Genomic DNA, 13895 nt, shown 5'->3' with positions numbered 1-13895 from the left:
ATTGCAGGTGATGATATATAAATGTTTTTAATGTTCTAGTATATAAATATACCTATTGGATAGAAAAAAATAAATACTAGTTATGTCAATTGAAGGATTGTGGATGTGAGTCAAAAACCAGAAGATTTACACCATCATAAATTATAAGGAGATAAGAAAATGAGTAATTTACTTCAATTGGAACTCTTTGACAACGATGACATAAAAAATATTCATCAGGCTACGCTAAAAGTGTTGGCAGATCCTGGAATAAAGATATCACATGACAATGCGAGGAAAGTTTTAAAGGAAAATGGATGTGAGGTCGACGAAGCTACAATGGTTGTTAAATTCCCAGAAGAACTTGTCAATAAAGCAATAAAGACAGCACCATCGTCATTCAAAATGTATGGTCGTGATGAAAAGAATACTGTCAATATGGATGCCCATGGGAAGAAGGTTAACTGGTGTAATTTTGGTGTTGGAACCAAAATAGCGGAGTACAAGGGACCTAATACATATCATATGAGGGATAGTTATCTGCAGGATATTGCAGACATGACAAAAATTGCAGATTCTTTGTCCGATATAAATGTTGTTGCATCTCCAGTAACAGCAATGGATTTGAATGATAAGCCCATTTCGAAGTCAACACATGAAGTAATGTGTTGTTATGAAAATACTTCTAAAAATTTGGTTATGGCCGAAGCTGAACCATGGGAGATAAGCTATTACTTCGAGATGAATAAGGCACTCTATGGTGGAGATGAGGAAGAAGCACATAAAAAGTCCGTAATTACATTAGGAGGCTGTCCTGTCAGTCCTTTAGAAATTGACGAATATTTCTGCGAAATAATTTTCCAAGCCACTAAGTATGATATGCCAATTATAGATCTTAGTATGGCAATGAGTGGAGCATCAGCACCAATCTTCCTGGCAGGAACACTCGTGACTCATAATGCCGAGATACTTGCCGCTTTGGTCTTAATTCAGCTATTAAAACCAGGACATCCCACATTCTATGGTAGCTCAACAACTTCATTTGATATAAAGTCAGGAACAGCATCAATCGGTTGCCCTGAACTAGGAATGATAAATGCAGGTGTTGCAAAGCTTGGAAAATATTACAATATCCCATCTTATGTAGCAGGCATGTAGGTAGATTCCAAGTTACCAGATTCTCAAGCTGGACATGAAGCAACAATTACTGGTCTTCTTCCTGCATATGCAGGTGCCAATGTCATCTACGGTGCTGGTATGCTTGAAATGGGTATGACCTTTTCACCTGAAAAGCTTGTAATGGACTCTGAGTTTATTAGTATGATAAACAAATCCAGTGAAAGTATACCAGTTACAGAAGAAACACTTGCCTATGAAGCGATTAGAGAAGTAGGGTCTGGCGGTAACTTTGTTGGACACAAAACCACATTGAAGAACATCAGCCTCCCTTCAAATCCTGAACTTATAGATCGTAGGATGTATGATGAATGGAAGTCTGCAGGTTCAAAGGACCTCGCGAGTGCAGCACATGATAAAGTGGTAGACATATTGAAAAATCATCAAGTCAAACCAATTGATTCTGATATTTTGAAAGATATGAAAGCTGTAGTAGCAAAGGCTGATGAAGTTGCCAGATCATTGATGTAAACTTGTTGAAATTCAGGAGTTTTAAAAATGGTTACACAGGATGAAATTAACGCAAAAGCAAAAGCTGCAGTCATGGATTTCGATGACGAAGCAGTAGAAGAAGTGTGTGAAGAAGCAATCGGCGCAGGTGTTGACGTCGTATCCCTTATTCAGGATGGTCTTACCGCAGGTATGAATGAAGTCGGTGACCAGTTCGAGCAGGGTACCCTTTTCCTTCCACACGTTATTGCAGCATCCGAAGCAATGAGCGGTGGTGTTGCAGTCCTCACACCTATTCTTGAGAAGCAAGGTGCAGCAACAGAGAGCAAGGGTAAGATCGCAATCGGTACAATCGAGGGTGACATCCACACAATCGGTAAGGATATCGTCGCAACAATGCTCAAGATCGCTGGCTTCAATATCATCGACCTTGGTCGTGATGTACCAGTCGCAGACTACGTCGCAGCAGTCAAAGAACATCAGCCAATTGCAGTTGGTTCTTCCGCACTTATGACCACTACAATGGTCCTTCAGATGCAGATCGAAGAGCAGCTTAAGGAAGCAGGCCTCCGTGACTCTGTAAAGACAATGGTCGGTGGCGCACCTGTTACCCAGGACTGGGCAGACAGGATCGGAGCAGACATCTATGCTGAGAACGCAAACGATGCAGTCGTAAAGTGCAAGGCATTGGTTGAATAATGGCATGAATGAAGATGCGTTCGTTATGAACGTATCTACCATTTTCTGACAACTCCCCAACTCCCCCTCATTTCGTAGATTGTTTTACAACCCCATTTCACCACTTTTTCTGAAAACGAAATGGGGGGAGATTTCCCATTGATTTACAAAAAAGTCTGGAATGAATGTAGGTGCTAATGGGAAATGGTGAGAACAAATCATTAAATGGTTTGGGTTGTATTATGAAATATAAGAAGATATTTATTGTCGAAGATCAATCAAGTGTTGCCTCCATGTTTAAATTAATGCTTGAAGCAAAAGGTTATTTTGTAACTGGCATAGTTTCAAAAGGAGAAAATGTTATTTCGTTGTTGGAAACCACTAACCCTGACCTTGTAATTATGGATATTTGGTTAAAAGGTAGTATGGATGGCATTGAAGCTGCTATGAAAATTCGGAATTTGTCTTCCATTCCCATAGTTTTTGTTACTGCCGACTACTCTATCGAAACGCGCAAAAGAGCAGATTTAGTAGATTATCAGGCCTATCTGAAGAAACCCATTCGATATGAACATTTGGCACATATTATTAATTCTATCTTCGACGGCTCTGTAGATTGCATTGAGGAAGAAAACGCAACAAAACCCACACTTTGCAAAGTATGATGAATTCAGGATAAGATATCTGGAAAAATGAGAATTCTTGGAAAGGCACTTTGACGGTATAGTTCTCGAAGAGATTTTGATGACATCAAAGTAACTTCATTTTGGGATAATCTTCTTTTTTTGCTTCTTACATCGCTTAATAGATTAAAAATAGTATATTTCTTATTTAGACTAAGATAATAGACTATAATCTAGGATATAGACTATTTACAATTTTTACTCAAAATATCTAAGTTTATATTCGAACTAGAAATAATATCGTATAAATATCTATACGATACGTATATATCTCTAAGAGATAAAGAATTATCTTTAACGAATAAGAACTTATCTCTAAGGGATAAATCGATAACTATAGGCGTTAAGGATTTTACTAAAAGCGTTAATCTTCTAACTAAAACCGTTAGAAACCTAACTATATACGTAATAGATATGCCGTTAAGCGGCATAAATATGCCTATATAAAATATAAATATATACTTTAAAGGCATAGATATATACCTAAGAGGTATACTCGATAGTTTAAAGTTTTTTTTAAGAATACGTAGCTAGAAGTATTTTTATACTTACTAGCACGAATCCTGCTTAAGATCACTCGTTTACATTGTTCCAGTACAGATACTGCACCAGTTTCTTAGTAGCTTTAGTATCCATCCTGAATTTAGACCTGTTCTTACGTATTTTTCGTTTGATTTTTGCCAAGGTCCCTCTGTTAACACCCAGCTTTTCAGCAGTTTTCTGAGGAAATTCCAGCAACTTATCGAGGATCTTCTCCCTTTCATCATTACTAAGGAATACCTGTGGTTGCCTGCCATCCAATATCTGCTCATCTATCTTGTTTGTCTCTTTTCCAATGGGCATGATTCCATCGGCAAGTATCTGCTTTCTTTCCAGCATACCAGTGACACAGTTGAACTTTACCTCCCGATGGTCTACATACTGGATTATGGTCTTGCTCAAAGGTTTGAAGTATTTCATGCCTTCTTTGACCTTGCCTGTATAGAGGTCGATAAACTTACCGTAAACTACCGTTTGTGAATCGCTGGTATAAGGTACCAGAGGTTTCACAGGCATATTCCCTTCCAGAATTGTCTGGAATCCTGTATACGCAAAGTTGAATGGCTTTATCCTTTTTTTCCAGGGTCTCAACTTATTAACGGTTTTGAAATAATCCAGGATCTCAGGAGTGCTCACAGTAAACTTGGATAGTGAATAGAGCATACCGTACTTCTCTACTATCTCTTCCAATGCAGTCTTCTCATGATGTAAGCGGAGTATATCATACCATACTTCTGCATGCCAGTCATCATTCTCATTGGGAAATGGATTGGCAAGATGGCCAAGACCATGAAGTTTGTATGACCTGTCTTCACCCATTCCTGCAAGTTCAATCCTGTCCTCATTCAGCGTGTAAAGGGAATACCGTTTACTACTGATCCCATAAAACAGAACATTATTCCATTCTTTCTTGAGCAATGGGATCTTGGTGTCATACGGACTTAAGGGCTGGAAATGATTAATCAGATCATCAGCGGTTTCTGGTGGTACAAAGATGCTGTCAGTGTCCATATAGATATGACTGCGTCCTGACTTTTTCAGATGTGTTTCAGCCATGGTCAGAAACAGTCTGCTACCCGCCGTGATCATTGTTGCAATGAGTGGATTGAAATATCTGCCCGGTCTCTCGAAATAGCTGTTTGAAGCAATGGTCTCAGCAAGGCCATAAACATTGAAACTGCTCTTCTCATTTTCAGGATTAAGTTCTATAAAAATCCCATAACACATGGCATTGACAAGAATCTTAATCGCACGGCTCCTGTCCTCCAACTGTTTGTATTGAGGATTTGCCTTCTCCATCTTTTTGATCTGCTCTTTAACTCTCTGCCTTTCCTCCACCAGAAATTTTATGAGATTGTCCTTAGCCGGATCGATCTCAGTTCCAAAGATGGTAGACTTAACCAAATCATTTTGTACTCCCTTTGGCACAAATCGTACAGCTTCTTTAATCTCTGGTTCTTTACCGGTCACCAGACATGAAGCAATGACATCAGGCAGAGTATACCACATTTCAGATTCTATTGATAGATAGTTCTGAGCCACATTGAGCATCCCTTCTTTCTTGTAATCCATTCTCACTGGCAGGATATCTCCACATGGAACCATCTTCACAAGAACAACGAAATCTTTCCATTTGTTGCTATCCTGCAGATATGAATGATTGATGTTTGGAAGCATCTCCTTAACTTCATCAGTAACATCATGTGTTTCAATCGAATCTGCAATGATGTATTTCCAGAGATCCATCTCAAGTACCAGAGTTGGGTACATGCTCGTAAAGTCGAGAACTGTCGTCTTCCTGGTCTTTTTTCTGACCATGCATTCACATCTACCACCATAATAGGAAGCCATGATGTTTCCAACGATCTCAGGAGGAAATTCAGGGTTTTGTACCCTGAATGGAACTACACCAAGACTTGCCAATGCATACTTTCCCATTGAGGCAGCACTGTATATCCGTGTAGGCGGAACGGGTATGCTGTACAGTTTCAGTTCTTGCATCAATTTCAGGTAGACCTCATAAGTTGCACGTACGTCAGTAATGAGGTATTCGATCAAGTCTTCAGTGACATCTCCATATTCAATGTCAGCTATTTTCCTCGTTCTTGTCCCCAATCTTTCACAGGCCTTTGCGAGTGAAATATGATCCGATTCGAGTAGCACTTCTGCTAACCTTTGCACATCCAAGAAATCACCTGGAAAATAGTCATTTTTCCTGTTTTCCTTAGTGGTAGTGAACTTGAAGGTATTTGCATCCCCCATCTTACGGATAATTATCTGGGGATTTGCCTTCTTCTTGGAGAGGGTGAATGTAAACCCACCCTTTGACCACTTCCTAGATGGATTGCAAGCATGAGCAAGTCTGCTGATATCAAATGCCAGATTATAGCCAATACACAGACTCCTGAGCTTATAAACTTCAGGATAAAATACATCTTCCACGAACTCTTTTAAGGTGTACAGTTCAATATTATGTTTTGATGCATAGTCCACAATACATCTCGATTCCTTCTCGTTGAGCATAGAGGGGTCATAGAAAACCCCCTCCTGCTGGTAAAAATCCTCCTGATATACCTGGAAGTATCCAATCTTTAGATTCTGATACCTATCAATCGTTGTCTCTGTATCAAAAACAAAGACTCGTGGATAGCTTATATCTGAATCCATCTTCAATGAATAGTTTCGGGCCTTTACTTCTGGTCTTGAGGCAAAGGTCCTGACAGCTACATTAGTCATTGTCCAATCCCTCATGTGCATTTTTGATCAGTATGTTGCCTGCCACTTCCAAGAGGGCTCCAATCGAGACCATGCTGAACCCACCTTTATTCTTAGGTGGTGCTTTACGGAACCTGAATTCTGGTTTCAAGGCATTCTGCTCATGGGTGATTTTTGCATGGCAATTTTTGCACAGTGGTATCGTTACATCTGAATTTGCTCTTCCTTCTATGTGGTGCTGTTCGATCACATGGGGATCATCCTCTCCACAAATGCGACAGCAAACTTTCAGCTCTCCTTCACGTATCTGCTTCTTAATGCTGTTCTTGTAAGTCATTTTGTTCATTTAATCACCTCCTCAATACTTGTAGATCTCAAAGAACTCAGGCTCTTCCATCGCCTCTTCAATCTCATAAATGGTCTCCAAATCCGTTTCCAGCTTATGCGGTTTACCTTCGGCATCTACGATAACCACATCTTTAAAATCATCAAGCTCTGAAGGCTCACCAGTATACAGAGCAATTTGGACATGCGCAAAGTATTTACCAATCAATGCTCTGTCCTGTGAACTGGAAGTTATTATTGAGGTCCTTCCTTCAGTTTTTGTATTGATCGGCATCTCAACCTGTATCTTATCTACAGGTCTGGCACTCCATCTTCCTGCTTTTTTGAGAAGATTTCTTCCAAGATGTCGCATTACTATGTCCCTACTGACACCAGCCTCATCAAGTGTATGTGTTAACGAGTTCCCCTTTCTGATAGAGTTTAAAACTCTCAAAACCTGTGTTCTGTCTCTTTTGTCCTTCGGTGACAGTTCAGTCCAAGGAACAATGCTAATATTATAGTCATGTTGGTGAAGCTCACGAATCTTTCCAAGAGTTAGGTGCGGAAATCGCTCATGCAAATCAATGATTCTTCTTGCATATTTGGATGTTCGGGGTTTGTTTTTGAGCCATTCTTCAAATGTTTTGTATTTTTTTGAGAATCTGTTCATTTTACTACCTCTTCTCTGTACCCCCTCCTATAAAGTAAGGAGAAAGCACAATTCTGATCAGCGACTTCGTGCGCACTTTAATCACCAAAATTTAAAAACAATCAATGACTATATGTTCATAATGACATGATTTTTGACATTAAATTTTACATTAATCATTAAAGTTATTGACATTAAAAAAAGGAACTATAACATGGATATTGACATAATAATTATTGAATACATAGCAAAAAATGGCTTTGTGAGGACGGGGCAACTCGTTGATCACCTGCTAGAAAACCATTCTGAAGAAAGTGGGAGTAAAAGAACAATTTATAGAAAACTGGAGCAAATGACCAAAGATGAAGGTCCACTTGAAACTTTGAACGCTGAACAGGTTAGAAAGTATGGCAAAGAAGAGCCGGATGACCGAGCAAAGTATCTGATTTTAAAAGAAACTGCTGAGATGAAGAGGCACTTGGACGAGATATTTAAGTTTCTCAGTGAAGGAGATGACATTGATAAAAAAATGGTACTGGCTGAATTAAAAAGATATGGGAAGAAGTACGTTTTGGATTCAAGTCATTTAGACATTTTAGCTTTAAATTTAGATGGTAAGGACGCTATTTTAATAGAAAGCTTATTGAGGATTCTCCATGAGCATATCACAACTAAAGGAATAAAACCGAGTGATAAAACTGCTTTTTTGGATGGATTAAGGAATTTGTTAGAAAGCTATCCAGAGGGGCATAAAAATGGTCCAATGCTAAGACGTTTTGTTATCCAGCTCCTTGGATATTATAATGATAAGTCTGTTCTTGAACGATTGAAAAAGGACATTGAAGTGGGCAAGTTATCAATATTCCAAGGTGATTATGGAGATAAGTTCACAGCCAAGGTCATTGAAAATGGAAGGACAGAACTGTTTTATCTGGAAAATCGACTGAGAAAAGAAGGAGAGACAGAAACAGCAGATATTCTTGCCAGAATAAGAGACGAATCCAAAGTTAACGTTGAGAGTTCTATGTAACCAAATGAGCTGCTAGGGAATCTATTAGACGTTTCAGACCTAAAGGGTGGATCAGGAGAACTGAAGTCTTGGCATACAGCATTTTTTATGTTTTATACCACTACCACAAGGACATAAATCATTTCTAACAAATTTATTATTTGACATAAAAAGCTCCCAGATTTTGATGATATTAAACTTTTTTAATAAGATTATTCCAATTCTCCAACCTTTCCCTAACATGTGCGTTAAGAGTAAAAGGCTTATCAGCTTCTGCATTTTTCTTCATATAATGCAATGTTCCTTTCGAAAAACCTAGCTTTTTCCAATCCGAATATGATATACTGAGTATCTTCTGTCGCATGTTGCTTGAATCCTGTCGTTTTGTCGGATATTGTGGTTTCAAAAAGTCAATCTCTTTGCGTTTACCAGTTAGATAATAAGCTAGTTCTCTAGCTTTCAGGAGAATAACATAATTCCACATTGGATTTTTGTTTTGATATCTAACTCGTTTGTTAAACCACCAATTAATCTCTTCAGTCAGTTTCTTAGCCCCACTGGGCCTGAGCCTCAAGGAATAATTTTCTGTCCTGATGAAGTCCTTCTTGTCTATGCCATTCGTCTCAATCAGGTTAAGGACAGCAAGATCAATAAGGAATCTGAAAGGTTCCTGAAGATCATAAGCCAGACTATTCTTACTTGGATTCATTTCATGCAAGAAACCCACATGAGGATCTAGCCCCACAGAGTTAATGGCCCTCAGACACTCTGCCTCTAACAATGCGTAGCCATAGTTAAGCATGGCATTTGCCATATCACCAGCCCCTATGGCTCTCCCGCTCTGGTTAAGTCGAGATTCAAAATCGTATTTCTCAGGTATAGCTTTTAAGAATTCATTCCAGTACTTGGAGGCTACACCACCCTCAGCACCTAGGGCATCGTTTACTCTCTTAGCCTTCTCCAATTTCTTCGTTTCTTCAGAGAAATCATAATCAATTGAAGGATAGCGCTCTTTGAGATAATCCAGCGTGATCTGAGACTTATCAAACTTAGCTTCGATAAACTTTTTTGCTATTTTGATTCGTGTCGTCTCATCCTCATAGGCACGATACTGAGCAAACTTAGTCTTTACATTGGTACTTTCAGAAGGTAGCATTGTTGTCAATAACTTGCCATCCCAATTGAGTATAGAGATCTGGACATTATGTTTGATCAACCATCTGATAGCCTCAAAACTCAATGATCCGCTCCGACCATACACAACAATACTATCGATATCTATCCTCTTTGGATAGAACACATACTTTTGCGGTTTTTCAGTGGTTGAAAATCTTCCATCTTTGATATGGAGTTTAGCAGCATCAACCCTCATGTTAATTCCATGACCGTTTAGAAGTAGCATTTTCATTGTAGATTACCTTCCATTAGTCCAAAGATCAGCTAAGCTAATGCATCGATTTTAATACCATTTTTTTTTTGAATCTTACAGATAATTAGCTGAACAATTTGATAGAAATGTACATATATGAAATGTACTTTTTAGTTTATATAATTTATGCATAAAATGTGCTTACTGATTACGTTTTAACAAATTTGAAAATACACAAATTAAGATTATAACTTATTAAAAAAAAACAGGGCTTATGAATGATATTTTGGATATAGAGATAATTACCGAGAAGTTTAGGGAGTTACCATCCCACAACTTATCCAAATAAATTTGATAGAGCTAGGCCCTTACCAATACGAATAGTTAAAGTAATTTCGGGAGTTGCCTTTTCCCACTTTACCTATATCCCGGCTATGAAGTACGGGGTTAAAAGCCCTATTATTTTTTATTTATCTTATATTACACTTTGAGTTCAAATATCTTATTTTTTAATATTCCTTAAGTGAAAGATTGCTACTTTTCACAGCAACTCTTTCTGGAACTGTTCAATATCTTTGATTATATCTTTATCCACTGGCGTTTCAACATTGCGTAGCATTTCATCAACTGTTGCTTTTGCTTTTGTTATGACGTTTTCCCCTTCCCAATTTGAAAAAGATTCCTTTTCACTTATCTTTGGGATAAAACACTCATCTCTGGACCATTGTAATGTATGGGCTTGTTTGAAGTAATTTCCTCCAGGTCCGACTTTGCTGATAGTGTCTATTCCTATCCTTTCGTCATCAACTTGAACGCCCTTGAGCATGCGATCGACCATTCCAACAACTTCGTTGTCAATTACAAGCTGTTCTAGTGAGATCAGAGTACCGTTTTCGACACTTCCTGCCCCATTTAAATAATTCATGCCTCCAAGAGTAGAAAGGACCCATTGCATCATTTTTTCATAACCGACTTGTTGGTCTGGAATGTGCGAATCGGACATAGGGAAAAAACCATTTGTTGGGATGCCGTACCAGTTACCTAGTTGTCCTACGCAAGATCCTATTAACCCCATCTCTACTGAGCCGGCAGAATAGTTTCCTGTTTGCATATTCATTATTGAATTGTAATGCGCGTAAACAACCGGTGCACCTTTCTTAACTATGTTTGCAAGTACCACGCCACCAAGGAATTCAGCATTGCTCTGTGTGAGTATTCCTGAAATTGTTATGGGTGCAGTGGCACCACCAACAGCACCTGGCATAATCGCGACAGGTATTCCAGCATCTACGCACTTAAAAATAGATGAGATCTGCTCTTCAGGGTATATTAAAGGGGATACAGGGTTGAGAGCAAGCATCGCAAATGGACGTTTCTTTAGTTCTGCAGCCCCTCCGGCGACAAGTTCACATAAAGAAATTAGGTCATCAACTTCCGGCTTTGAATCAGAGGTTCCTGTCAGGTAAAATTCAATAGTTTTGTTAGTATTTTTCAAAGTCTCAGCTAATATTGTCTCTGTTGCGATATTTGCAGGGCTATCTGAAACTCCCACCAATGGGGGAGATATTGAATGAATATTATCCAGATGATGGGCAATCAGTGTAGCTTCTCTAACATCATTTAAATTTCCAGCTCTCGCTAGATTTTCCTTTTCATCAATTACGCCATAGCCTGTACCTGTAGAGACATATGTTCTCTTTTTTTCCATCTTAATATCATACTTTGAATCCAGTCCATATAATTTAACTGAATGAGGGCAAGCACGTAAGCATTCTTCAACAAGATAATTTGGAAATTTGACTATTGAAGTTCGCTTGTTCACATCACAACCCATCTCTTCCAATGCATCCAATGCGTATCCGGGTTCAATTTTAAGACCCACTTCACTTAGTACCTCTAGGGAAGCATAGTGAATCTTCTCACAGTCATCTTCTGAAAGGAACTCTAATTTTCCACTCATTTTATCTTGCAGACCATTTAACATAAAAACCTCTTATCAAAGTATGTTCGCTTTTGTTTTTGTTGTCCATGTATACGAGGTCACAATAAAAAACTAGTGTATAAATCGATTTCCACATTTATGCTATTTTTTTGTTGCGTGTTCGTCGATTGTTATTTATTTTAAAGTTTGATCTTATTATATATAAACATATTGTCTTTAAAATGTAATATATAAGTATTGCTACAATAAAGATATATACTAGTTAATGCAAAATCTATGTACTTAAAAATTGAAAGCCAAAAAAGAAGGAGATAAAATGAGTGTTGAAGATGAATTACTTGAAGAGGGCTACACTGCTCTCGTAGAAATAAACGAAGGGAAAGTAGAAGAAGTGGTCAATGAATGGATAGAAGGGAATTTCGATCCTGTCAAACTAGTGAACAAACTGGCAGAAGCTATGGCTGAAGTTGGTAAAAAATTTGAATCAATGGAATACTTCCTTCCGCAAGTTATGATTGGTGCTGAAATAATGGAAAAAGCAAACAAAGCCCTGTCTGATAAAATGGCTGCAGAAGGAGTAACATCTGTCTCACTGGGAACCGTTGTTCTTGCAACAGTAGAAGGAGATATCCATGATCTCGGGAAAAATCTGGTTGGTGGAATGTTAAAGACAGCAGGATTTAATGTTGTAGATCTCGGCACAGATGTTCCTGCATCAAAGATCATAGCTGCGGCTAAAGAAAATAATACTCATCTAATAGCTGCTTCGGCTCTTATGAGTGCTACAATGTCCAGTTTTAAGGATATATTGGGACTTCTTGATGGAATGGGAATCAGGGATCAGTTTAAACTCATGATTGGTGGTGCTCCAATTACACAGGAATACGCTGATGAGATTGGTGCTGACTACTATGCCCAAAATGCAGCTGAAGCAGTAGAAATTACAAAGAAAGCAATGGCAATGTGAGGTGATATTATGTTAAACATTCTTGATACTTTCAATAGATCTCTTTCGGGAAAGGTAATTGAAGAAAAAAACTTTGATAATAGAGTCCTTCCTCAGAAATTGATGGAACTGGCAAAAGAATATGATATTAAATACACTGGTGAAGAAATCATGCCACTCGACATGGATCTAATTGATTCTGTTTATAGTGCAGCGATTGATCTGCTTGTCGATGTAGGAGTCTATAACGCAAGTACGAGTCGTGTTATTGAGTTTGATGAAAAAGAAATCAAAAATCATATGGCTACCTGTGCTGGAAGAGAAGAATATGGCTCTGGAAATGATAAAATTACCCTTGTAAAGAGAAATATGGAAGATAATTCCAGAGCACCTGTCGTTTTTGGAGGCACCGGCGGTGGCGGTATGAGCCAGGAATATATTGTAAAGCACGCCCAGTCTATCGCCCAGGAGCCACTTGTAAAAGGAATCCATACACCGACTCTTCCTTATCTATACGATATGGACATAAAAGCAGGTACTCCTATAGAATTAATGGCTGCAAGATCTGAAATCATGTGGACCAGAGAAGGTTTATACAGGGCTGGAAAACCGGGATTTCCAATAATCGGTGTTATGTCAGCAGTATCTACTGAAGGCCAGTTTTTTGCAGATGCTCCAGGAGCATTGAGACCTGAAGATATGCATACGATTTGTTTCATGAATGATATGAAACTAGATTGGGCAATTCTCAACAAAATTGCGAACACAAGCCTGAATAACTATAAACCACTTTCATGCATGTGTCCAATCCTGGGTGGATATACTGGCGGTCCGGCAACTACAGCAATCGCTACAGTGGCAGAGGGTATTTACACCTACTTACTTACCGGATCTGAGTTATATGTAATGACAGCCCCTCTCAATATGATGACAGGGGAGGGATCAAGTCCTCATGCCGTCTGGTCCACATCACTGGTGATGGCTTCACTTGCAAGAAATACTGATCTTATGACCAGCCTTTATGTATTCCCATCTGCTGGAATGTGCACAGAGATGTTCATGAATGAAACAGCAGTCCTTGCTGGTGCAACAACAGTGACCGGTGCATCTCACTTCGTTGGACCGTGCGGTCTAGTTGGTGCTCAAACTGATTGCAGCTCTGGAATGGATGGCAGAATCTGTGCTGAAATAAGCATGGCAGCGTCTAAAATGAGTCTGGAGGACATGAACGAATTTGGACTTGAACTTGCAAAAACATATACCGAAGCAGTAACATCTGGCAAAGCACCTGCAGGTAAGAAGTTCTACGAATGTTATGACCTGAAGAACGTTAGACCATCACAGGAATTTGAAGACCTGTGGGCATCTTCAAAGGCAAAGTTGTCCGATATGGGATTTGACTTTGAGTAAGAACTCAAAAAAGCAATGATGCCGA

11 protein-coding genes and 1 pseudogene are annotated in these 13895 nt (G+C 38.8%); 6 read left to right on the top strand and 6 right to left on the bottom strand.

The window, feature by feature from the left end; translation table 11 throughout:
* Positions 1-159: 159 nt before the first annotated feature.
* From mttB to WOA13_RS05360, 3 genes and pseudogenes are all read left to right on the top strand, one after another.
* Positions 160-1626: pseudogene (mttB, locus tag WOA13_RS05370) on the top strand ([trimethylamine--corrinoid protein] Co-methyltransferase).
* 27 nt (positions 1627-1653) lie between these two features.
* Positions 1654-2304 carry a B12-binding domain-containing protein gene (locus tag WOA13_RS05365; protein WP_342126931.1) on the top strand — a complete coding sequence of 217 codons (651 nt, stop codon included), beginning with the start codon at positions 1654-1656 and terminating at the stop codon, positions 2302-2304.
* A gap of 176 nt (positions 2305-2480) precedes the next feature.
* A complete protein-coding gene (locus WOA13_RS05360) occupies positions 2481-2948 on the top strand; it encodes a response regulator (protein ID WP_342126930.1) in 468 nt (155 codons plus the stop codon).
* 591 nt (positions 2949-3539) lie between these two features.
* On the opposite strand, the gene WOA13_RS05355 is transcribed toward WOA13_RS05360, so the two are convergent.
* From WOA13_RS05355 to WOA13_RS05345, 3 genes are read right to left on the bottom strand one after another with little or no spacing between them, the layout of a single operon-like run.
* Entirely contained in the window at positions 3540-6242 is a 2703-nt protein-coding gene (locus WOA13_RS05355) for a DNA polymerase (RefSeq protein ID WP_342126929.1), read from the bottom strand.
* Positions 6235-6567, bottom strand: coding sequence for an HNH endonuclease (locus WOA13_RS05350; protein WP_342126928.1), 333 nt, complete (start codon positions 6565-6567; stop codon positions 6235-6237). The genes WOA13_RS05355 and WOA13_RS05350 overlap by 8 nt, the downstream gene beginning before the upstream one ends.
* A 12-nt stretch (positions 6568-6579) precedes the next feature.
* Positions 6580-7215, bottom strand: a complete 636-nt coding sequence (locus tag WOA13_RS05345; RefSeq protein ID WP_342126927.1) for a hypothetical protein — start codon at positions 7213-7215, stop codon at positions 6580-6582.
* 193 nt (positions 7216-7408) lie between these two features.
* Here WOA13_RS05345 and WOA13_RS05340 point away from each other — a divergent pair, with 193 nt between their 5' ends.
* Positions 7409-8224, top strand: coding sequence for a hypothetical protein (locus WOA13_RS05340; protein WP_342126926.1), 816 nt, complete (start codon positions 7409-7411; stop codon positions 8222-8224).
* 51 nt (positions 8225-8275) lie between these two features.
* On the opposite strand, the gene WOA13_RS11625 is transcribed toward WOA13_RS05340, so the two are convergent.
* The 3 genes from WOA13_RS11625 to WOA13_RS05330 form a co-directional block, all read right to left on the bottom strand.
* Positions 8276-8371, bottom strand: coding sequence for an SEC-C metal-binding domain-containing protein (locus tag WOA13_RS11625; protein ID WP_419095407.1), 96 nt, complete (start codon positions 8369-8371; stop codon positions 8276-8278).
* Positions 8372-8396: 25 nt separating this feature from the next.
* Positions 8397-9611: a CRISPR-associated endonuclease Cas1 gene (gene cas1, locus WOA13_RS05335; protein WP_342126925.1), complete on the bottom strand. Its 1215-nt coding sequence runs from the start codon at positions 9609-9611 to the stop codon at positions 8397-8399.
* Positions 9612-10113: 502 nt separating this feature from the next.
* Complete coding sequence (locus tag WOA13_RS05330) at positions 10114-11556, bottom strand: trimethylamine methyltransferase family protein (protein ID WP_342126924.1); 1443 nt, start codon at positions 11554-11556, stop codon at positions 10114-10116.
* Between the two features lie 274 nt (positions 11557-11830).
* On the opposite strand from WOA13_RS05330, the gene WOA13_RS05325 reads away from it, so the two are divergent.
* On the top strand, positions 11831-12481 hold the full coding sequence (locus tag WOA13_RS05325) for a cobalamin B12-binding domain-containing protein (RefSeq protein ID WP_342126923.1): 651 nt from the start codon (positions 11831-11833) through the stop codon (positions 12479-12481).
* 9 nt (positions 12482-12490) lie between these two features.
* The gene (locus tag WOA13_RS05320) at positions 12491-13870 is read left to right on the top strand and encodes a monomethylamine:corrinoid methyltransferase (RefSeq protein ID WP_342126922.1); all 1380 of its coding nucleotides are present in this window, start codon (positions 12491-12493) and stop codon (positions 13868-13870) included.
* Positions 13871-13895 lie beyond the last annotated feature (25 nt).

It is taken from the genome of Methanococcoides sp. LMO-2, assembly GCF_038432375.1.
Lineage (GTDB): Archaea > Halobacteriota > Methanosarcinia > Methanosarcinales > Methanosarcinaceae > Methanococcoides > Methanococcoides cohabitans.
The sequence above is the reverse complement of the archived record's forward strand: the minus strand, read 5'-3'. Positions and strand labels throughout refer to the sequence as shown.

Bases quoted from the DNA above. Each gene is read 5' to 3' on its own strand.
- WOA13_RS05330 (WP_342126924.1), bottom strand. From the start codon at position 11,556: ATGTTAAATGGTCTGCAAGATAAAATGAGTGGAAAATTAGAGTTCCTT.
- WOA13_RS05350 (WP_342126928.1), bottom strand. From the start codon at position 6,567: ATGAACAAAATGACTTACAAGAACAGCATTAAGAAGCAGATACGTGAA.
- WOA13_RS05355 (WP_342126929.1), bottom strand. From the start codon at position 6,242: ATGACTAATGTAGCTGTCAGGACCTTTGCCTCAAGACCAGAAGTAAAG.
- WOA13_RS05325 (WP_342126923.1), top strand. From the start codon at position 11,831: ATGAGTGTTGAAGATGAATTACTTGAAGAGGGCTACACTGCTCTCGTA.
- WOA13_RS05360 (WP_342126930.1), top strand. From the start codon at position 2,481: ATGGGAAATGGTGAGAACAAATCATTAAATGGTTTGGGTTGTATTATG.
- cas1 (WP_342126925.1), bottom strand. From the start codon at position 9,611: ATGAAAATGCTACTTCTAAACGGTCATGGAATTAACATGAGGGTTGAT.
- WOA13_RS11625 (WP_419095407.1), bottom strand. From the start codon at position 8,371: ATGTCAAATAATAAATTTGTTAGAAATGATTTATGTCCTTGTGGTAGT.
- WOA13_RS05340 (WP_342126926.1), top strand. From the start codon at position 7,409: ATGGATATTGACATAATAATTATTGAATACATAGCAAAAAATGGCTTT.
- WOA13_RS05345 (WP_342126927.1), bottom strand. From the start codon at position 7,215: ATGAACAGATTCTCAAAAAAATACAAAACATTTGAAGAATGGCTCAAA.
- WOA13_RS05365 (WP_342126931.1), top strand. From the start codon at position 1,654: ATGGTTACACAGGATGAAATTAACGCAAAAGCAAAAGCTGCAGTCATG.
- WOA13_RS05320 (WP_342126922.1), top strand. From the start codon at position 12,491: ATGTTAAACATTCTTGATACTTTCAATAGATCTCTTTCGGGAAAGGTA.